The 21398-nt window shown below is 69.1% G+C and carries 15 protein-coding genes; 8 read left to right on the top strand and 7 right to left on the bottom strand.

Features of this window, described 5'->3' with window-relative positions; translation table 11 throughout:
- Window positions 1-7: 7 nt before the first annotated feature.
- Window positions 8-1270 carry an extracellular solute-binding protein gene (locus tag AB0J33_RS12700; RefSeq protein WP_363612809.1) on the bottom strand — a complete coding sequence of 421 codons (1263 nt, stop codon included), beginning with the start codon at window positions 1268-1270 and terminating at the stop codon, window positions 8-10.
- A gap of 146 nt (window positions 1271-1416) precedes the next feature.
- Between AB0J33_RS12700 and AB0J33_RS12695 the strand changes: the two genes are divergently transcribed.
- Window positions 1417-2187: a FadR/GntR family transcriptional regulator gene (locus AB0J33_RS12695; RefSeq protein ID WP_363612807.1), complete on the top strand. Its 771-nt coding sequence runs from the start codon at window positions 1417-1419 to the stop codon at window positions 2185-2187.
- Window positions 2188-2280: 93 nt separating this feature from the next.
- Here the strand turns inward: AB0J33_RS12695 and AB0J33_RS12690 are convergent, their stop codons facing one another.
- From AB0J33_RS12690 to AB0J33_RS12680, 3 genes are all read right to left on the bottom strand, one after another.
- Window positions 2281-3666, bottom strand: coding sequence for an RICIN domain-containing protein (locus tag AB0J33_RS12690; RefSeq protein WP_363612805.1), 1386 nt, complete (start codon window positions 3664-3666; stop codon window positions 2281-2283).
- 490 nt (window positions 3667-4156) lie between these two features.
- A complete protein-coding gene (locus AB0J33_RS12685; protein ID WP_363612803.1) occupies window positions 4157-5623 on the bottom strand; it encodes an endo-1,4-beta-xylanase in 1467 nt (488 codons plus the stop codon).
- A gap of 395 nt (window positions 5624-6018) precedes the next feature.
- Window positions 6019-7029: a PaaX family transcriptional regulator C-terminal domain-containing protein gene (locus tag AB0J33_RS12680; protein WP_363612801.1), complete on the bottom strand. Its 1011-nt coding sequence runs from the start codon at window positions 7027-7029 to the stop codon at window positions 6019-6021.
- 243 nt (window positions 7030-7272) lie between these two features.
- Between AB0J33_RS12680 and AB0J33_RS12675 the strand changes: the two genes are divergently transcribed.
- Window positions 7273-8607 (top strand): PHB depolymerase family esterase, encoded by a 1335-nt coding sequence (locus tag AB0J33_RS12675; protein ID WP_363612799.1) that lies wholly within the window; start codon window positions 7273-7275, stop codon window positions 8605-8607.
- 83 nt (window positions 8608-8690) lie between these two features.
- Here the strand turns inward: AB0J33_RS12675 and AB0J33_RS12670 are convergent, their stop codons facing one another.
- Window positions 8691-10265 (bottom strand): arabinofuranosidase catalytic domain-containing protein, encoded by a 1575-nt coding sequence (locus AB0J33_RS12670; RefSeq protein WP_363612797.1) that lies wholly within the window; start codon window positions 10263-10265, stop codon window positions 8691-8693.
- Between the two features lie 184 nt (window positions 10266-10449).
- On the bottom strand, window positions 10450-12285 hold the full coding sequence (locus AB0J33_RS12665) for an RICIN domain-containing protein (protein WP_363612795.1): 1836 nt from the start codon (window positions 12283-12285) through the stop codon (window positions 10450-10452).
- A 300-nt stretch (window positions 12286-12585) separates the two neighbouring features.
- Between AB0J33_RS12665 and AB0J33_RS12660 the strand changes: the two genes are divergently transcribed.
- From AB0J33_RS12660 to AB0J33_RS12645, 4 genes are all read left to right on the top strand, one after another.
- The gene (locus tag AB0J33_RS12660; protein WP_363612792.1) at window positions 12586-13821 is read left to right on the top strand and encodes an extracellular solute-binding protein; all 1236 of its coding nucleotides are present in this window, start codon (window positions 12586-12588) and stop codon (window positions 13819-13821) included.
- A 149-nt stretch (window positions 13822-13970) separates the two neighbouring features.
- Window positions 13971-14810 (top strand): sugar ABC transporter permease, encoded by an 840-nt coding sequence (locus tag AB0J33_RS12655; RefSeq protein ID WP_363612790.1) that lies wholly within the window; start codon window positions 13971-13973, stop codon window positions 14808-14810.
- Window positions 14807-15631 (top strand): carbohydrate ABC transporter permease, encoded by an 825-nt coding sequence (locus AB0J33_RS12650; RefSeq protein WP_363612788.1) that lies wholly within the window; start codon window positions 14807-14809, stop codon window positions 15629-15631. Before AB0J33_RS12655 ends, AB0J33_RS12650 begins: the two co-directional genes overlap by 4 nt.
- Window positions 15632-15663: 32 nt before the next feature.
- Window positions 15664-17394 (top strand): trehalase family glycosidase, encoded by a 1731-nt coding sequence (locus AB0J33_RS12645; protein ID WP_363612786.1) that lies wholly within the window; start codon window positions 15664-15666, stop codon window positions 17392-17394.
- Window positions 17395-17461: 67 nt separating this feature from the next.
- On the opposite strand, the gene AB0J33_RS12640 is transcribed toward AB0J33_RS12645, so the two are convergent.
- Window positions 17462-18475, bottom strand: a complete 1014-nt coding sequence (locus AB0J33_RS12640) for a LacI family DNA-binding transcriptional regulator (protein WP_363612784.1) — start codon at window positions 18473-18475, stop codon at window positions 17462-17464.
- 207 nt (window positions 18476-18682) lie between these two features.
- On the opposite strand from AB0J33_RS12640, the gene AB0J33_RS12635 reads away from it, so the two are divergent.
- Both AB0J33_RS12635 and AB0J33_RS12630 read left to right on the top strand, forming a co-directional pair.
- Entirely contained in the window at window positions 18683-20158 is a 1476-nt protein-coding gene (locus AB0J33_RS12635; RefSeq protein WP_363612782.1) for an arabinofuranosidase catalytic domain-containing protein, read from the top strand.
- A 120-nt stretch (window positions 20159-20278) separates the two neighbouring features.
- Window positions 20279-21232 (top strand): hypothetical protein, encoded by a 954-nt coding sequence (locus AB0J33_RS12630; RefSeq protein WP_363612780.1) that lies wholly within the window; start codon window positions 20279-20281, stop codon window positions 21230-21232.
- The last annotated feature ends 166 nt before the right edge of the window (window positions 21233-21398 follow it).

Here is a 21398-nt window from a genome sequence, read left to right as displayed (position 1 = left end):
CACGAGGTCAGCCCGCCTGGTCGGAAGCGGCCAACTGCTTCACCACCTCGTCGACGGTGACCGAACCGCTGAGCAGCTGCTGCGACAGGCGCCCCATCAGGTCCAGCGTCTTCGAGGAGAGCGCCACGTGCAGAGCGGGCTTGCCGCTCTTCAGCTCGCCGACGATCGTGGCGGCGGCCGGCCCGGCCTGCGACACGTCGATCGTGGTGTCCGCGGCGATCGCACCGGCATCGGCGTAGAAGGCCTTCAACGCGTCGGCCGAGCTCAGGGAGCGCGCCAGGTCGGCGGCCACCTTCGGGTCCTTCGTCCACTTGGCGACCGCGTAGCCGATGCCACCGTCGTACGGGAGGCTCGGCGTGGTGCCCGCGGTGACGACCGGGGCCTTCATCACGCCGAGCTTCTCCGGGGTCAGGAACTCGTTGAAGTCCTGCCAGTGCCCCACGTCCGACATCAGACCCATGACGTGCGCGGCCTTACCGGACTGGAAGAGCGCGAACGAGTCGTTGAACATGGCGGTCGAGTTGGCCCCGTCGCTGTTCATCTTCTTGTCGCCGGTCTCCTTCCAGGTCTCGAAGATCCGCTTGACGTTGGCCGAGTTCCAGTCACGCTTGCCGGCGATCCAGGCGTCGTACTCGGCGGCGGTGAGGGTGGTCGAGCCCATGCTGGAGAGCCAGAACTGGATGCCGACGCCCTCCTTGTTGCCGAGCGCGAAGCACTTGGAGCCGGCCTTGGCGATGGCGGCGCAGTCGGCGACGAACCTGTCCCACGTGGTGGCCGGGCTCGCCGGGTCGAGGTTGGCCTTCTGGTAGATCGTCTTGTTGTAGTAGATCGGGTAACCCTGCAACGTCACCGGGGCGGCGTAGGTCTTGCCGTCCTTGCTGAACGCCTCCCAGCCGGCCAGCCGCTGCCTGTCCTCGGCGACGTAGTCGTCGAGGGGCACCAGCGCGTCCACCCGGTCGCGGATCTGGCCACCACCGTTGAAGAGCATGACGTCCGGGCCCTTGCCGGACTGAATGGCCGCACCGAGCAGGGTGTAGTACTGGTCGAAGGGCTGTGCGACGAACTCGACCTCGACGTCGGCGTGCTTCTTCTTGAAGTCGGCCTTCGCCTTGTCCAGATAGGATTTGGCGAACGGCTCGCCAGACTTCCAGTCCCACACCACCAGCTTGCCGTCCGAACTGGTTGACTTGCCCGAATCGCTAGCACTTCCACAACCGGCCAGGGCCAGGCCCACAACGAGGACGGCCGACCACATTGCGCGCTGTCTCATCAGTTGTCACCTCTATATGGGGGGTGGCCGGCGGGTGTCCCGCGAGCCAATGTTGACCGGAAGGTAACTCGTATGACGTGTGACGTCAACAGTCGGCCGTACACTGACCCAGACGTCGTGCCACGGCGAGCCATTCGGAGGGGGACATGACGCCACCGCAGGAGACAGCCCTGAACAGCCCGGCGACCCCGGCGTGGGTGCGTCGGCCGACCAACCTCGCCAGGGCGGTCACCGCCGAACTGGTGGAGCGCATCGTCCGCGGCGTACACCCGTCCGGGACGTCCCTGCCCCCCGAGCCGATCCTGTGCGAGACCTTCGGCGTGAGCCGGACCGTCGTCCGAGAAGCGGTGAAGATCCTTCAGGAGAAGGGGCTGGTGCAGGTCCGCCAGGGCGCCGGCACCATGGTCACCCCACCAGCGCACTGGGACATGCTCGACGAGCTGGTGCTCGCGGCGACCATCGCGGTGGACGACAGCCTCGCCATCCTCGACGACCTCGTCGTCACCCGGCGCGTCCTGGAGTCGGACATGGCGAACGTCGCCGCCCGTCTCGCCGACGACGAGACCATCGACCGGCTACGAGCGATGGTGGACCGGATGGACGAACTCGTCGACGACCACGTCACCTACCACGACCACGACCGGGCCTTCCACGACACGATCATGCAGGCGTCCGGCAACCGCATCGCTCGCGGTGTCGTACGGGCGCTGGAGAGCCAGGTCATCAACACCGCCCGGTACATGGGCCGGACCGAACGCGCGTTGTGCGTCGCCTCCAACCAGGGCCACCGACGCATCTACGAGCGCATCGCCGCCCACGACTCCGACGGCGCCGCCGAGGCGATGTTCACCCACATCACCGAGGCCTGGCTGGTGCGTCGCAGTGGCTCGGGCAGCCCGGTTCGGCTCCAACGCTGACCGCCACGACAACGTTGACCGCCGCGGGGGCGACGCGACGGCGCCCACTCCCGGGGTACGGAAGCAGGCGCCGCCGCCCGAGGCCGACCAGTCCTACGAGAACTGGGCGAAGAACCTCCAGATCTCACCCTTGGTCCACGTCGTGATGCCGCTCTCGGCGTAGGTGCCGTCCACCGGGCCGGGCATGTGACCGTTGTCGTACGCGGCCCACTGCACCGGGTAACCGGACCGGCAACCGGAGTAGACGGTCGTGATGTGGGTGCGGCTGCCGCCGGCCGGCTCGCGCGGGCTCTGCGCGGTGCAACCGTTGTTCCGGACGAACGTGTCGCGCAAGGCCCGACCCTGGGAGATGTTCAGGACGTTGTCCGTGATGCCGTGCAGCCCGAAGTACGCGATCGGTTGGGTGCCGCCGCTGCACCCGCTGATCTGCGCGCCGGAGATGACCGCGACGGCCCGGAAGACGGTGGCCCGCGCGCAGGCGACGGCGTAGCTCATGCCGCCACCCCAGCTGAAGCCGAGCGCGAACCGCTGCCTCGGGTTGACGCAGAGGCTGCTCTCGATCCGGCTGATCATGTCGTCGACGAAGGTGATGTCCTCACCGCCGGAGTTGCCCCAGCCGTTGCCGAATCCCTGGGGCGCCACCAGGATCGCGCTGTTGTTCGACTGCTCCTGCTGCCCGTAGTAGGACCAGGCCGTCCCGCTGGTGCCGCCGGAGGAGATCTCCTGCATGGTGCCGCCGCGCCAGTGGAACGCGAAGATCAGCCGGTAGGGGTTGCTGTTGTTGTAGTTGGCGGGCACCCGCAGGATGAAGGTACGGCTCTTGCCGTTGCTCTGGATCGTGTGCGTGCCGCTGGACAGCGTCGGCGCCTTGCCGCATCCGCTGCCGCCCGACGGCGGTGGGTTGCCTCCGTCGACGGGGACGAGTTGCCACTGCTGGTTGGTGCCGCCCCAGTCGGCGTACTGCACGATGTTTCCACCGTCGGCGGTGGACGCCCCCTGCACCTCGACGGCCTTGTTGCTGTTGCGGTTGATCAGCCGAACGTAGCCACCGTCGGAGTCGGCCAGGCGGAACTGCTGGTTCGTCCCGTTGAGGTCGGACCACTGCACGATCGCGCCGCCGTCGGCGGTGGAGAAGTTGCTGACGTCGAGCACCTTGCCCGAGTGTCGCGACTTGATCCGGTAGTAGCCGCCCCCGGAGTCGACGAACTGCCACTGCTGGTTGACGCCGTTGTTGCGCGTCCACTGGCTGATCCGTGCGCCGTCGTTGGTAGCCGAGGCGTACAGGTCCAACGCCTTGCCGCTGTTCCGGTTGACCAGGGCGTACCAGGCGTTGGTGTCCACGGTCGCCGCCGCCGCGGGCGTCGCGTCGACCGCGACGAGTGTGCTGGCCGCCATGACCGTGGCCGCCGCCGCGGCCAACCCTGACCGCCAACGACGTCTCTGTCGAGAGGCGGGACGAGCCTCATCGGGGGCTTTCATGGTCCACTCCTTCGATCGGGGTCACCCACGAGCGGAAGCGCCCGAGCGTGCCCTGGCGGGGGGTGTGCCGGCGACCTGGTGGTGGCGTCAGCACGTCTGGGGGTGTGGTGCGGGCGACCTGCGGCCAGCGGCGCACGTCGACGGCGCTGCCACGATCCGGGCTCGAAGCAGGCCCGTGCCGAGTCACGTGCGGCGACCCGTGGCCCCGGCAGCCGCGTGGCCCGCGGGTGAAAATTAGCGTTAACGACGTCATACGTCAAACGACCGATGTCGATTGATTGGTCGTCCGGCAGCAGCTGGACGACCGACAACCTGGGGAACTGGGTCAACTCGGCGACCCACCCCGATGCGGCAGATCGGACGAGGTGACGCAGCGAATGTTATCGCTCACACACTGGTGGGATTCGCACCCGCGCCACCGCGTGACGGCCACGGCGACCCGCCCCGAGCGGGGCGGGCCGCCATTGGTCACCGCACGTCCGGTCGGCCGCTAACCGATGCGGACCAGCTGCCACTGCTGGTTGTTGCCACCCCAGTCGGTGTACTGGACGACGTTTCCGCCGTCCGCGGTGGACGCGCCCTGCACCTCGACGGCCTTGTTGCTGTTGCGGTTGATCAGGCGAACGTAGCCGTCGGTCGAGGTGGCGATCCGGAACTGCTGGTTCGTGCCGTTCAGGTCGGACCACTGCACGATCGCGCCGCCGTCGGCGGTGGAGAAGTTGCTGACGTCGAGCACCTTGCTGGAGTTGCGGGACTTCACCCGGTAGTAGCCGCTGCCGGAGTCGACGAACTGCCACTGCTGGTTGACGCCGTTGTTCCGCGACCACTGGCTGATTCGCGCCCCGTCGTTGGTGGCTGAGGCGTACACGTCCAGCGCCTTCCCGCTGTTCCGGTTCAGCAACACGTACCACGCGCTGGTGTCCACGCCGGAGCCCGGCGGGGGCGTGGTCGGCGGGGTGGAGCCGCCGTTCAGGGCATCCAGGACGGCGGTGTACGCGGCCTTCTTGTTGCCGTTGCAGTCGAACAGCAGGGCGTTGTCCGACCCGCGCCACGAGTCACAGTCGCGGACACCCCACGTCGTGATGCCGGTGCACCGCGAGACGGCCAGGCAGGCACGGGTGACGGCGCCGTAGATGTTGGCCTGGTTACCACCGGTCATCACATCCAGCTCGGTGATCTGCACGTCCACGCCCAAATCGGCGAAACGCTGGAGGTTGGCCTGGTAGTCACCGGCCAACGAGGTGCCCAGGTGCGACTGGAAGCCCACGCAGTCGATCGGCACACCACGGGACTTGAAGTCCCGCACCATGTTGTAGATCCCCGTCGACTTCGCGTTGATCCCATCGGTGTTGTAGTCGTTGTAACACAACTTCGCACCCGGATCCGCCGCCCGCGCGGCCCGGAACGCCGCCTCGATCCAGTCGTTACCGGTGCGCTGCAGGTTCGAGTCACGCCGACCACCACTACCACCATCGGCGAACGCCTCGTTCACCACATCCCAGGCATAGATCTTGCCCCGGAAATGCGTCGCCACCTGCGTCACATGGTTGATCGCCGCGTTGCGCAACGCGCTACCGGACATGCCCTGCGCCCAACCCGGCTGCTGCGCGTGCCACAACAGGGTGTGACCCCGCACGCTCATCCCGTTGGCCTGCGCATGACTGACCAGACGATCACCACCGCCGTAGTTGAACTGCCCCTGCTGCGGCTCGGTGGCGTCCCACTTCATCTCGTTCTCGGGCACCACACTGTTGAACTCACGATTCAAAATCGTCGTGTACGCACCGGTGGACAACTTGCCCGTCGCCACCGCGGCACCGAAGTAGCGGCCCTTCTCCGCCGCCGCCGCCTTCAGGGTCGTGCCGGCGCCGGCCGCGGGAGTCAGCGCCACGGTCATGCCGGTGGTGAGGGCGACAGCGAGGGTCGCCGCCGCCAGCAAGGTCTTCTTGGGTCTCATGTCGATCCTCTTCAGTGGTTGCATCGGTGGTGGTGATGTGCCACTTCGCTCGGGACGGCCGAGCGGGACGGTCATCCTGGCCGCCCGTTGTCAGCGCGCACAGTCCGAGAGGCTGTCGCCGGCAACTGCCGGCTCCCGAGGTGACGTCCGCATGCCCTGGGGGACGTCGCGATCCGAGGTACGACCAGCGCGGCTCGCCCGGTGAGCAACGCAGCGGTCATCCTCTATATCGAGAGTGAGCGATAACATGTCGTTCGTCAAGACGTAACAAGGCGTTCACGGCAATCCCCCGGAAAGCCTCGTTACATCCGGTACTCGCCACCCATACCGCCTGCTGTGGCGCTCCTGTTATCGCTCACAGGGGTTGCCGACAGCAGATCGCTGGTCGTCGCACCTCAGTAGCTTCCGGCGGCTGGGCTGCCCCGAGCCGGCTCCGCCGGGATCGGGGTGTCGTGCAGCCCGGCCAGCATGTCGGCGGTGGTGTGGGCTTCGATGCCGGGCGGCGCGCCGTCGGCGAACCGCGCGACGACCGCCCGGACGTGTCGCTCGGCGGGCGCGGCGAGGCCGTCGTAGACAGCCGCGAACAACTCCCGCGCCGGCCGGCGCGGCCACTCCCGGGGGAGAAGCTCCACAGGCAGTTGCGGATCGAGGACGGGAAAGCGCCGGAAGGTGTCCATGACCTCGGTCCGGGCCCGTACCGCGGCCGCGCCGGCGACCTGACCGGACACCACTCCGGGCAACAGGAGTGTCCAACGCCGGAGAAACGCCTCGTAGCTCCGACTGATCCCCTGGATGTCCCAGGCCTCGATCGGTGCCCGGTGGGTGGCCGCGTCGAGCATGGCCTGCCGGCCCCGGAACACCGTCACGGCGCCGAGGGGGGTGAGCTGATCGAGCTGGGCCCGAGCCGGCGGAGTCAGCTCGTGCGGCGAGATCCACAGCCCGTCGTAGAGCGGCGCGTAGCCGAGCCATCGGAGCTGCGCGCGCAGGGCGCGTCGTTGCGTGCTCAGCTCCTGGGGCAGCGAGAACGCGACGACCGTCCAGCACCCGTCCCACCGCGGCGTCGAACTGGTGGAGCTGAGGATCCAGTGACCACCGGCGGAGAGGTTGGCGGCGGCGGCACGGCTGAGTCGATAGGAGCTGCGCCGCCCCAGTCGGCTGCCCTCCAGGACACCACGGCGGGCCAGCCGACTGATCGCGGTACGCGCTCCGGCCGTCGTCACGCCGGTCTCCGCGAGCAACGCGACGATGGCCGCGGACGGGAGAGCGACCCGGGTCCGCAGGGTGTAGTCCGCCAACAGGGTCACCGCGACGCCCTGGGGGGAGTTGCCGACCTGCCTCCGGGGCAGCCGGAGTGGATGGTCTGCGTCGTCGGGGTAGATCTCGTCGATGTCGAAGGGGCTTGCCACAGGCGCTCCGTGCTCCGCAGGGACGGTATGACGACTCTAGACGGGCGACGTCGCAGATAGAGGAACCTCGATTGACACTTGTTGGTCCGGGGGGAACACTAAATGCCGCGCGACGCCGTCCGAAGCCGGGCAGGGCGAGTCACCGACAGCGGGCATCGCGCGATCACCGTGGGCGTCGGGCACACCCGCGACCGGATCGCGCGCCCAATCCCAGCCTGCACAGGCAATCGAAGGAGTCGTCAGTTGAAGATCAGAAGGAAACTGCTGCTCGCCCTCGCCGCGTCACTGGCGGCGACCGGCCTGGTGGTCCCCACGACCGGGCCCGCGTACGCGGCGTCGCTGACCGAGGTGACCAGCTTCGGCGACAACCCGGGCCGGATGCGCATGCACGTCTACGTGCCGGACAACCGCCCTTCCCGGCCAGCGGTCGTGGTGGCCATGCACGGCTGCGGCGGCTCCGGCCCCGGCTTCTACTCCGGCAGCGAGTTCGCCAGCCTCGCCGACCGGTACGGCTACATCGTGATTTACCCGTCCGCCACCCAGCAGGCCGGGTTCGGCAACTGCTTCGACACCTGGTCGGACGCCGCCAAGCGACGTGGCGGCGGCAGCGACCCGGTGTCGATCGTCTCGATGATCCGGTACACGCAACAGCAGTACGCGGCAGACCCGGACCGGGTCTACGCCACCGGCAGCTCGTCCGGCGGCATGATGACCAACCACATGCTGGCGCTCTATCCCGACGTGTTCAAGGCCGGCGCCGCGTTCATGGGCGTGCCGTTCAACTGCTTCGCCAACGCGGCGGACTACCCACCCACCAGCAGCCAGTGCACCGGCGGAAACATGAACCGGACGCCGCAGCAGTGGGGCGACGCGGTCCGTCAGGCGTACCCCGGCTACTCCGGGCCCCGGCCGCGGGTGCAGCTGTGGCACGGCACGAACGACACGCTCGTGCCGTACTCCCTGTTGCAGGAGGCGATCGAGCAGTGGACCAACGTGTTCGGGCTGAGCCAGACACCCACCTCCACCGACACGCCCCAGGCCAGCTGGAACCGGCGTCGCTACGCCGACAGCAGCGGCACCGTCCAGGTCGAGGCGTACAGCATCCAGGGTGCCGGGCACAGCCTGCCCGCAAGCGGCATGGCCGCGTCCGCCATCGCGTTCTTCGGACTGACCAACCCCACGACGCCGCCCCCGACCACGCCGCCGCCGACCACCCCACCCCCGACCACGCCGCCGCCGACCACGCCGCCGCCGACCTCCGGCGCCTGTCGGGTGGTGGTCGACGTCAACGCCTGGAACACCGGGCTGACCGAGAGCCTCACCATCACGAACACCGGTGCCGGTGCCGTCAACGGCTGGTCGCTCGTCTTCACCCTGCCGGGCGGCCAGACCATCACCTCGAGCTGGAACGCCTCCTACTCGCCGAACTCGGGCCAGGTGACGGCCCGGAACGCCGCCTACAACGGCAGCATTCCCGCCAACGGGTCGGTGAGCATCGGCTTCCAGGCCACCCACACCGGCAACACCGCCCGGCCGACGTCGTTCACTCTCAACGGCGCGTCCTGCGCGATCGCCTGAACCCGGGCTGACACCGCCGGGAGCGTGCGCCGGTCACCACCTCCGTGGCGGCCGGCGCACGACCCGTTCGGGCGATGTCGGGCTCAGCGGTAACCGGCGGTCACCACGTTGGCCTGCACCGCGTTCTCGGTCGCGTCGGACGGATAACCGGCGACCATCGCCCCCTCGTAGAAGGTGCCGGCGCTCAGGTTGGCGCCGCCGTCGGGCTTGCAGCAGTCACCGCCACTGCCCAGGATGATCGCGCCCTGCTTCTTCATCGGGCTGTATCCCGACGGGAGCGAGCCGTCCCACAGCGTGTAGAGGCTGCCGGACTGGGCGTCGCTGCCCTTGATGGCGAAGCGGGACGTGCCGTTGTTCTTCAGCGTCGCGGTGACGAACTTGCTGGTGAACGCGCGTTGGTTCGGGTTCCAGGAGCTGCTGCCGCCCGGGAACAGACCCCATTCGAGGTCGGCCTGCACCCAGGGCCCGCTGCCGGAGCAGCCGCCGAACCAGCACTGCTTGCCGAAGTTGATGGCGTCCATCGCCCCGGCGGCGTCGGCCTTCCTGGTGGTCTCGCTGTTGCCGTAGTCGAAACAGCAGCCGCTGTTGACGTGGGTCCCGCTGGTCACCATGTACATGCCCTCGGGCGCCGCACCGGTCGGCACGCCGGTGAGGTGCCCGTCGCGCCAGTAGCTGTTACCGGGATTGATGTAGAGCGAATACGCCTTCGCGCCGCCCACCGTCAACGACTCCGAGGTCGCGGTAGCCGGCCTGCTCTGCGGGGAGCCGGGGACCACGCTCGACCCCTGGTACCAGAGGTCGTTGCCGCGCCCGGACTGGTCGAAAACGACCGTGATCACGCAGGTCGTGCCGGAGCAGAACGAGTCCTGCGTCGCCGCGTTGGCGGTGCCGCCGGTGCCGGTGAGCCCGATGTTGCGCGTCGTGTTGTCCGACGATCGTCGGACCTGGTAGAGACTGCCGGCGTACGTCTCGTAGAGCGCCCGCGTCGTGCTGTGCGCCGCGATGCACGGGGTGCCGCCGGAGGCGTAGATGTCGCAGGGGCGCGCTCCGGTCGGCGGGTTTGTCGGCGGCGGGGTGGTGGTCGGCGAGGCCCACTGCTGGTTGGCGCCACCGTTGCAGGCCCAGAGGATGATCTTGGTGCCGTTCGCGGTCGCGGCGCCGTTGGCGTCGAGGCAGAGCCCGGACTGCACGCCGGTGATGGTGCCGTTGCTGTTGACGTTCCACTGTTGGTTGTTCTGGCCGTTGCAGTCCCAGATGATCGCCTGGGTGCCGTTGGTGGTGCCTCGACCGGAGGCGTCCAGGCACTTGTTGCCGTACGCCTGGAGTTGCTTGGTCGACGTCCACGTCCAGGTCTGACCGGCGCTGCCGTTGCAGTCCCAGAGTTGGGTCTGGGTGCCGTTGGCGGTGCTGGAGTTGGGCACCTCGAGGCAGCGGCCGGACGGCGTACCGATGATCGGGGTGCTCTGGCCCGGCGCGATGGCTGCCGCCAACGGGGCGGCGGCTGCCGCGGCGCTCGTCGACGGGGCACCGGGGGTGGCGCCGATGCCGACGATGACGGCGACCAGTGCGCCTGCCAGGGCGGTCAGCCGACCGGCGCGATGACGTCTCGGGATGAGTTCACGGGCTGTTTCTGGCCCGATGGGGGACGGGTTTCGCACGAGGTGGCTCCTCGGAGTCGTGAAGCGCGGGGGTGTCGACGCGCCACCAGGGCGGTGGTGATGGCGAATCGATTCGCAGCGAATGGTATGACCTTTGTTTAATTCATGTCAATGAATGTGGATGCCGGGCGATGCGCTGGCCGGCCCTGGGCGGACGGCCAGCGCACCACCTCCCCCGGGACGCCTACCGCCCCAGAATCCGCCACGTCTGGTTCAACGGGCTGCCCTGGTTGGCCGCCTTGCAGGTCCACTGGTGGACCAGCGCGCCGGCCGCCGTGGAGACCGCGTTGACATCGACACACTTGCCACTGTGCCGGGCGACGAGTTGGTAGTCGTGCGAGTCGTTGCCCGAGTAGGTCACCTTGCGCAGCGTGAACTGCTGGTTGAGACCGTTCAGGCAGGTCCACTGGTGCACGGCCGCGCCGTCGGCGGTGGACACGCCGCTGACGTCGAGGCACTTGCCGCTCTGCTGGTTGACCACGGTGTAGGTGTTGGCCACGCCGGCTACCGGCCGGAAGTTCCAGAGTTGCTGGTCACCGCCGTCGCAGTAGTTCTGCTGTTGGACGTTGCCGTCGGCGGTGCTCAGGCCGGCGTTGTTCAGGCACTGCTGGGAGTGCTGGGCCACCGCCACCGACTGGAAGCCACCCTCCGAGGGCGGCAGCAGGGTGACGGTGTAGGTGTCGGTCTGGTTGGTGTACGGCAGAGTCACGGTGGCGTTGTTGTTGGACACCCCGACCACGCTGTTCGAGACCGTGATCGGCCCCGCCACGGCGCCGCCACCGTTGAGCGGGATGCGTTGGGTGAGGACCCGGACCTGGTTGTTCTGCACGATGCCGCTGGTGGTGTCCAGGCGTTGCAGGTTGACGGTCAGGTTGCCGGTGGTGCGACCGCCGCCGACCAGGACCCTCGCCACCCCGGCCGCCTTGGTGGCGTACGCGTCGTAGGACTGGCTGGGGGTCGCCGCGGCGATCTCCCCGACCTGGGAGGCGTAGTAGCGGTAGTTCCACCACTCACCCTTGGGCTGGTGCTGACCGGCCGAGTTGCGGATCAGCAGGTTGCCGAGGTCGTTGTGCAGGCTGCCGCCGCTGGCCCAGTTCGCCCGCAGGCCGTCGGCCCGGGCCCGCTCCAGCCGCGCGATGTACCAGGCGCCGTCGGCCGGGTTCTGTTCGTCGGGCGCGCCGTACTCGTTGATCTGGTACGGACGCGGGTGGGCGATGCCGCGCGGGTCGAGGGTGGCGTTGGCGGCGGCGACGTTCGCGACCGGGTCACCGGGCAGCGAGTGCCAGCTGACGATGTCCGGCACCGTGTTGGTCGAGCGGACGAAGTCCAGGTACTGGTTCCAGAAGGCGTGCGAGGTCGACGGTACGCAGGCACAGCTCGGCCCGACGATGAGCTGGCTGGGGAACTCCACCCGGATGCGCTGGTAGGTGCGCCGCCACAGTTCGAGGTACTGGGAGATCGGCCGGTTCCAGAAGATGGTGATGTTGGGTTCGTTCCAGATGTCCCACTGCACCGACAGCCCGGACGCCCGGACATCGCTGATGAGTCGGGTCAGGAAGTTGTCGTAGTCGGTCCAGTTGCCGTTGTCGCCCGGGAAGCGGGAGATCCCGGCGCCGTCGGCACCCCAGAGGTCATGCGGCAGGATGATGAACTTCCCGCCCAGGGCGGTGGTCCGACGCGCCTGGGCGAGGGTGGAGTTCCAGCGACGGTCGTAGGTTCCGCCGACCCAGCCACTTCCCGGCAGCTGCGCGCCGCCGGCGCGCATGTACTGGAACTTGACGTCCCGGTAGAAGTGGTCGGCAGGACCGCTGGCGTTCTCGGTCATGCCGTAGATCCAGCCGGAGGCGCGGTAGGTCGGCGCGCCGCTGGTGCTTGAGAAGTTGACGCTTATCGACTCGTCAGCGGCCTGGGCGGGGGCCGCGACGACGGTGACGGCGGCAGCGGCGGCGAGCAGGCCGACGACGAGTCGGGCCACGAACACTCGGGTTCGTCCTGACCTGCTGCGGGACGGGGTTTTCACGGGCGGCTCCTTGGTGGGGCGCGGGGGACGCTCTCCGGAGGGCAGCGCTTGCGAATCGATTCGCACGGATCGTAGGACCGGGAACTGAACGATGTCAATGAGATGACGGCGCGGTGACGCCCGTGTTGCCCAGCGGTCCTTCCGGCGTGCCCAACTGTGTCTTGACCCCCGGGCGTGGCCAGACCTATCTTCGGGCGAACCGATTCGTCGAATCGATTCGCCTCATGGTTGGACCAGTCCAACCCGCGACGGTCAAGCCCGCACACTCCACCTGACGATCGATTTGAAGTGAGGCAACAGATGACCGGACTCAGTCGGCGACGGCGCCTGACCGCCGTCGCCGTGATAGCTCTCGCCGCAGTCACCGCCAGCGCCTGCTCGTCGTCGGCCGATGGCCCCGGCGATGGTGGCGCCTACCTCGTCTGGGACCCGTACCCCCAGTTCACCGGCGACTCCGAGTGGGTCGCGCTGCTGAAGAAGTGCGGCACCTCCGCGGGCGTGACGGTCGAGCGGACCGGCTACGACACCACCGACCTGACCAACAAGGCGCTGCTCGCCGCGCAGCAGGGGAACTCGCCGGACGTCCTGATCGTGGACAACCCGGTCATCTCGACCCTGGCCGAGGCCGGTGCGCTCACCACCACCGACGACAACAAGCTGGACGTCTCGGCGATGGAGAAGAACCTGCTCGGCGCCGGTCAGAGCGAGGGCAGGACCTACGGGGTGCCGATCGGCGCGAACACCCTCGCTCTCTACTACAACAAGGACCTCCTGACCACCGCCGGCGTCGATCCGGCCGCCATCAGGGACTGGGCGACCCTGAACGCGGCGCTGACCAAGGTCAAGGCCAAGGGGAAGAAGGGCATCACCTTCTCCGCGATCGGCACCGAGGAGGGCAGCTTCCAGTTCCTGCCCTGGTTCTGGGGGTCGGGAGCCCAGCTGACCAGTCTGGACTCGCCGCAGGCGGTGTCCGCGCTGGCCCTCTGGACGGACTGGCTCAAGCAGGGCCACGCCCCGAACTCGGTCATCAACAACACCCAGACCACGAGCTGGCAGGAGTTCGCCACCGGCGACTACGCCTTCGCCGAGAACGGCACCTGGCAGCTGGCCAACGCCGAGAAACTCGGCTTCTCGTACGGCACGATCGCGATCCCGGCCAGCGCGGGAGGCCCGGCGCCGGCACCCACCGGCGGTGAGTTCGTCTCCATCCCCGTGCAGAAGAACACCGGCCGGTACGACACGTCACGGCAGCTGGTCGCCTGTCTCACCAACGCCGAGAACCTCCTCACCACGGACACCACGCTCTCCTACGTCGCGCCGGTGGCGGCCGTACAGGATCGGCAGGCGGCCGACCCCAAGCTCAAGGTCTGGGTGGAGGCGGTCCGGGCGGCCAAGGGCCGCACCGGTGACAACCTCGGCACGAAATACCCCAAGATCTCCGAATCCCTGTGGACCGCCGTCCAGGCGGCCCTGAGCGGCGGGAAGTCGCCGCAGGAGGCGCTGACCGCCGCGCAGGCCGCGGCCTCGACCAGGTAGGCGGGCCGACCCGACACATGCTTCCCACGACAGAGACCTCCACCACCACACGGGACCGGGGTGGGGCGGCGACGGCCGTCCCGCCCGGGCCTCCCCCGTCCCGCGTACGCCGGCCCGACCGATGGCTGGCCTGGGGCTTCCTGGCACCGGTGACCGCCTACCTGCTGGTTTTCTACGCCTACCCCCTCTACCGCAATGTCGAGTTGAGCCTGCGGGCGTACACCGTTCGCTCGTTCGTGCAGGGCGGAGCGCCCTTCGCCGGCCTGGACAACTACCGCAGCGTGCTGGCCGACCCGGCCTTCGGGCCGACGCTGGCGCACACCCTGGTCTTCACCGCGGCGTCGCTCGCCTTCCAGTTCACCATCGGAATGGCGCTGGCCCTCTTCTTCCACCAGCACTTCCCGCTGTCCCGCACGCTGCGGGCGCTGATCCTCGTACCGTGGCTGCTGCCCCTGATCGTCTCCGCGTCGACCTGGTCGTGGCTGCTCAACAGCGACTCCGGGCTGGTCAACGCGGCACTCGGCGTCGTAGGTGTCGACGGGGTCAACTGGCTCACCTCACCAGGCTGGTCGCTCACCTCGGTGATCATCGCGAATGTCTGGATCGGCATCCCGTTCAACCTGGTGGTGCTCTACAGCGGTCTCCAGGCGATCCCCACCGAGATGCACGAGGCGTCCGCGCTCGACGGAGCATCGGGCTGGCAGCGGTTCTGGGCAATCACCTTCCCGCTGCTGCGTCCCGTCTCCGCGATCACGCTGCTGCTGGGGCTGATCTACACACTGAAGGTCTTCGACATCATCTGGATCATGACCAGGGGCGGCCCCACCGGCTCCTCGGCCACCCTCGCCACCTGGTCGTACCGACTCGGCTTCGGCAATCTGCTGCCCGAGTTCGGGCCCGGGGCGGCGATCGGAAACCTGCTCATCGTGCTGGCCCTGATCGCCGGGCTCGTCTACATCCGGATCGAGCGGAGGCAGCAGCTGCGATGACCACGTCAACGAATCGGGCCTGGTGGAAGACCGGCGTCGGCCTGGTGCTGACCGGGCTCATGCTCTTCCCCGTCTACTGGATGGTCAACGTGTCCTTCACCCGGGACCAGGACATGCGGGCCAGTCCCCCGCACCTGATCCCGGTCAACGGCACGTTGGACGGCTACCGGGCGGTGCTCGACCAGCAACTGCCGTACCTCGGGACCAGCTTCCTGGTCGGTCTCGGCACGGTGGCGCTGACCGTCGTGCTGGCCGCTCCCGCCGGATACGCACTGGCCAAGCTCCGCCCACCCGGCGGCTCGGCGCTGAGCTTCGTCCTGCTGATCGCCCAGATGATCCCGGGCATCATCATGGCGATGGGCTTCTACGCCATCTACCTCACTCTCGGCGTCCTGAACACGCTGCCCGGCCTGATCCTGGCCGACACCACACTCGCGGTGCCGTTCGCCGTCCTGATCTTCACGGCGTTCATGTCCGGCATACCCGACGAGCTGCTGCAAGCCGCCGTGGTCGACGGCGCCGGCCGGTTGCGGACCTTCTGGTCGGTCGTGCTGCCGGTCAGCCGCAACTCGACAGTCACGGTGTCGCTGTTCGCGTTCCTGTGGTCCTGGTCGGACTTCATCTTCGCCTCGACCCTCGCCGGCGGCGGCGACCACCAACCGATCACCCTGGGCATCTACCACTACATCGGCAACAACAACCAGCAGTGGAACGCCATCATGGCCACCGCTGTCGTCGCCTCCATCCCCGCCGCCGTGCTGCTGGTTCTCGCCCAGCGGTACGTCTCGATGGGCGTGACGGCCGGCGCCGTCAAGGACTGACCACCCGCACCACAGAAAGGCACCCGCCACCCATGACCGCCGCCCCGTCCGGTCCGGAGTTCCCCATCCAGGACATCCCGTTCAGCTACCGAGGATCCTGGTTCAACATCTCCCCGGTGGTAGCCGAGAAGACGTACGCCGACGATCTGCACCTGGTCTCCCACCAGACCGGTCTGCACCCCGTGCTGCGCCTCTCCCCCACGGTCGCCGACACCACGGTCGTCGCCACGCCCGCGCTGCTGAGCTGGCGCAACGGGACCGACCGGATCGAGGCCGTCTACGACGGACCGGACACCCTGCGGATCCGGGGTCGACGGCTCGGTCTGCGGGTGGCTGCCGCGGCGCACACCCTCACCCCGTTCAGCGGCACCTACCTGTACGTCGACCCGGTCGACGGATCACACGTGTTCACCTCGTACGAGACCGGTCGCCGCTACCGCGTCACGGTGCTCTCCGGCGCGGTGCGGCGCACCGACGGTGCGCAGGCGCTCGGCACCGCCGACCGGTCCCTGGATCTCTCCGACGACCAACCGTGGGAGATCGCGATCGAGGAGTACGCCACCGCACGCCGCCCGTACGTCGGATCCGTCACCTTCGAGCAGTTGTGCCACGACCGGCTCACCGAGTTCACCGCGTTCGTCGACGCGGTCGCGCCCTGGCGTGGCGCGGAAACCCCGGCCGCCGAGCTGGCCGCGTACGTCCTGTGGTCGGCCACGGTCGCCCCGGCCGGCTTCGTGACCCGGCCCGCGGTGCTGATGTCCAAGCACTGGATGGACAAGGTGTGGAGCTGGGACCACTGCTTCAACGCGATCGCCCTCGCGGCCGGCGAACCGGAGCTGGCCTGGCACCAGTTCCACCTGCCCTTCGACCATCAGGACGAGGCCGGCGCCCTACCCGACTCGGTCACCCACTCCGAGGTCCTGCACAACTACGTCAAGCCGCCGATCCACGGGTGGGCCCTCCGTCACCTGCGCCGACGCCTCCCCCAGTCACCGAGCCGGGCGGCGCTGGCGCAGACGTACGACCGGCTCGCCCGCTGGACCGAGTTCTGGCTCGACGCGCGCCGACCCCCCGGCCACGACCTGCCGCACTATCAGCACGGCAACGACAGCGGCTGGGACAACGCCACCACCTTCGACGACAACCGCGTCCTCGAAACGGCCGACCTCGCCGCGTTCCTGGTCTCGCAGCTGCGCTGCCTCGCCGACCTTGCCGCCGAGCTGGGTGAGCCCGCCGACCGCTGGTCCCGGGAGGCCGACCGGATCCACGGGGTCATGCTGCGCGACCTGTGGGACGGCGAACGCTTCACCGCCCGCGACCCCCGCACCGGGCGCCGACGGAGGAGCCGCAGCCTGCTCGACCTGATGCCGGTCGCGCTCGGGGACGACCTGCCCGCCCCGGTCGCGGCGGCGCTGGCGCGTGGCGTCGAGACCCATCTGACCACGCACGGGCTGGCCACCGAGCCGACGGACTCGGCCCACTACGTCGCCGACGGCTACTGGCGTGGCCCGATCTGGGCGCCCTCCACCGTGCTGGTCGAGGACGGCCTGCGGCGGGCCGGACAGAGCAGGATCGCCGACGACATCAGTCGACGGTTCCTCGCACTGTGTGAAAAGTCCGGCTTCGCGGAGAACTTCGACGCCGAGACCGGCGCCGGCCTCCGGGACCGCGCGTACACCTGGACCGCCAGCAGCTACCTCATCCTCGCCGCCGCCCAGGAGGGACGGCGGGCCGCCGGTGGGCAGGCGGCCACCGGTGGGTAGGCGGGCCGCTGGTGGATAGCCGGGCCGCTGGTGGATAGCCGGGCCGCTGGTGGACAGCCGGGCCGGATCAGCTGGCGCGGACGGGGCCGGTGCTGGAGCGCAGCGAGATGGGCGGGGTGTACAGCCGGTGCCGGGGCGCCGCGCCGGGCGCCGCGATGCTCTCCAGCAGGAGCGACACCGCCTCGGCGCCCATCTCGACCATCGGGACGTCGGCGGCGGTCAGCGGCGGGCGGAAATCCTCCGCCCAGTGCTGCGCGGCGACCCCGGTGACGGAGAAGTCGCGCGGCACGGACATCCCGGCCTCGGTCAGCGCGCGCTGCATGCCGGGCAGCGCGGCCTCGTTGATGGTGGCCACCGCCGTGACCTCCGGATGTGTCGCGAGCAGCTGGTCCATGCACGCCTCGCCGGAGGCCGTGTCGTCGCCGCAGCAGACCTCCACGCCGGTCAGGCCCCGCTCCGCCGTTGCCGCCCGAAAGCCGGCCAGCGCGCGGTGGCTGGGGCCGTATCCCGCGGCCACCAACTCGGCCGACCGGTTGACGAGCGCGACGTGCCGGTGCCCCAGATCGGCCAGGTGCTGCACGCAACGGGCGATCAGCCCCGCGTAGTCGATGTCGATCCAGCTCATCCCGTGCGGCTCGGCGGTCCGACCGATCGTGACGAACGGCAGACCGGCCTTGGTCAGCCGAGTCACCCGGTCGTCCGCCAGCCGGATCTCCATGAGGACGACACCGTCGACGCGACGCCCGGTGACGATCCGCTCGAACGACCGGTCGTGGTCGCCTCCGGAGGGGGACAGCAGCACGTCGAGGTCGTGGCGGGCGGCCGCCTCGACGACGCTGGCGACGAAGCCCAGCTGCATGTCGGTCAACCGCTGGCTGGCCGGTGGGATCACCAGCCCGAGGGTGCGGGTGCGCCCCTCCTTGAGGGCACGGGCGCTGGCGTTCGGCCGGTAGTCCAACTCGTCGATGACCGATTGGATCCGTTGCCGGGTCGCCTCCGAAACGCTGCGTTTCCCGCTGAGCACGTAGGAGACGGTGCTGCGGGACACCCCCGCCCGACGGGCGATCTCCCCGATGTTCATCAATCGCCCTCGAATCGATTCTTGCCCCGACACGGGGACGCACCTTGCTCCGCTGAACAGCATATCCGTCCTCAGGGTCGTCGATCGATGACCAACGTGTGCCAACTAGCGCGAATAGACAAGCGTCCATTAATGTCACAGGTATGACGTGTGACGTCAATTCGGCATCGCGCCCCGCCCCCACCACCAGGCACCGGAAAGGATCCGATGAATGTGAAGAAAAGGCTGGGTCACCTGATGGCCGCCGCGGGAACCCTGTTCGTCCTCGTCGTCGGCGCGGGCGGCTACGTGGTCTCGGACACGCCGGGAATCGCCCACGCCGCCGGCACGGGCCCGTGTGACATCTACGCCTCCGGTGGTACGCCGTGCGTGGCCGCGCACAGCACCACCCGCGCGCTGTACGGCGCGTACAACGGCCCGCTCTATCAGGTCCGACGCTCGTCGGACAACACCACCCGCGACATCGGCGTGCTGAGCGCGGGCGGCTACGTCAACGCCGCCACCCAGGACACGTTCTGCGCCAACACCAACTGCGTCATCACCATCCTCTACGACCAGTCCGGTCGCAACAACCGCCTCACCCAGGCACCCCCCGGCTACTGGCCCGGTCCCCTTCCGGGCGGGTGGGACAACCTCGCCGACGCGAAGGCCGCCCCGATCACCGTCGGCGGCCAACGGGCGTACGGCGTCTACATCTCCCCCGGCACCGGCTACCGCAACAACAACACCAACGGCGTCGCCACCGGCGACCAGCCCGAGGGCATCTACGCCGTCGTGGACGGCACCCACTACAACCAGTGGTGCTGCTTCGACTACGGCAACGCGCAGACAGACGGCCAGGCCGACGCGCCCGCCATTATGGAGACCGTCTATTTCGGTGCCAACAAGCAGTGGGGCTACGGCGCCGGGGCCGGCCCCTGGGTCATGGCCGACCTGGAGTGGGGGCTGTTCTCCGGGGTGAACGCGGGATACAACAACATCGCGTCCATCAACCACCGCTTCGTGACCGCCATGGTCAAGGGTGAGCCGAACCACTGGGCGATCCGGGGTGGAAACGCGCAGTCGGGTGGTCTGACGACCTACTTCGACGGACGACGCCCCAACGGCTACCACCCGATGAAGAAGGAAGGGGCCATCCTGCTCGGCATCGGCGGCGACAACAGCGTCTCCGGCCAGGGCACCTTCTTCGAGGGTGTGTTGACCTCGGGATACCCGACGGCGGCCACCGAGGACGCCGTGCAGGCCAACATCGCCGCCGCCGGGTACGCACCGGCCGGTGGCGGCAACCCGCAGCAGAACGTGCAGGTCGTCGGCGCCCAGAGCAACCGCTGCATCGACGTGCCGAACGGCACCACGACCAACGGCACCCAGGTCCAGCTCTGGGACTGCCTCGGCAACACCGCGCAGCGCTGGACCTACACCGCCGCCAAACAACTCCAGGTGTACGGCAACAAGTGCCTCGACGCCAACGGCCAGGGCACCGTCAACGGCACCCAGGTCATCATCTGGGACTGCCACGGCGGCGCCAACCAGCAGTGGAACCTCAACTCCAACGGCAGCATCACCGGCGTCCAGTCCGGACTCTGCCTCGACGCCAACGGCGCCGGCACCGCCAACGGCACCAAACTCATCCTCTGGGCCTGCAACGGCCAACCGAACCAGCGATGGTCCACCCGCAGCTGACGCCACTGCTCGGTCGTGCCGCCCCCGCGCTGTCGCCGGGGCGGCACGAGTCGTGGGCCGACGCGCAGGTGCACGACCGGGCGAGAATCCGCGCAACGGCCGCTCGGCTACCATCCGCTGGTGATCGAGGAATTGATCAGGAGAGCCGCGGACGAGGACGACGACGCGGTCGAGGAGTTGAGCGAACTCGCCACCGCCGACCCCCGCAGGCTTACGCCGTACCACGGGATCCTGCTCGACCTCGACGTGCTCTGGCCGGCGACGCTGTACCGGGCGGCCGACGCCGACCTGGCCAGCCGGGTCATCGAGCAGATCGACAGCGGCCGGACGCCGGAGCGACTCAACCATCTGCTCCTGATCCTGGCCCACAGCGGGCACCCTCTCGCCGAGAACGCCCTGCGTCGTTGGTCGACGCAACCGCCGGCCGGGGCGGAGAACCTGCACGTTGGTCCGTTGAGCTACGCGGTCGAGGGCGGATGGACGATCGGCCCGGACGGCAACCGCCGGGACCTGTGCGGTGACGTCGCGTACCGGTGGGTCATGCGGGACGCACCCGCACCCGCCGACCGATCCGCCTGCCCCTGGTGCGCGTCACCGCTCTGGGTCGCCGCCGACCTCGACACCACCGACCCCGCCATCCGCGCCGCGCTGGCACACACCGGCTGGTCCGGCCGCCTGGTCGTGCGGACCTGCCACTTCTGCGCCTGCTACACCACGTTGTACAGCAGGGTCACGCCGACCGGCGCCACCAGCTGGTGGGCCGACAACGTCCGGCCGAGTTACCTGGGGGACGCCGCCGGGCCGGAGGAACCGCCGACCCTGTTGCCGGTCCTCGGGCCGGCCCTGACGAGCCCGTACCAGGCCAGCGCCTGGAACCAGGGTGGCTCGACGCTCGGCGGTCGACCCGACTGGATCCAGGACGCCGAGCACCCCGACTGCCCGAGGTGCGGAGACCCGATGGACTACCTGGGTCTGATCGGGGGCGCGGACCTGGACGAGGTCGGCGAGGGCGCCTACTACCTGCACCTGCACCAGCCGTGCGGGTTCGCCGCCGTGAACTACCAGCAGAGCTGACCCCGATCGGGGCTGCGGGTGGGTGACTCCGCGAGCCCGCTCCAGCCTGGCCAGACCGGCCCAGCCACGCTCGCGCACGAGGTCCAGCGCCACCTCGCCGAGGTCGATCTCGCCGGAGGCGTACGCCTGCTCGGCCAGGCCGGCGACGAGGTCCGCGGCCTCCTCC

It is taken from the genome of Micromonospora sp. NPDC049645, from assembly GCF_040675155.1.
In the GTDB taxonomy this organism is placed as follows: Bacteria; Actinomycetota; Actinomycetes; order Mycobacteriales; family Micromonosporaceae; genus Micromonospora.
Note: the sequence above shows the minus strand (reverse complement) of the source record. Positions and strands in the feature narration are given on the sequence as shown.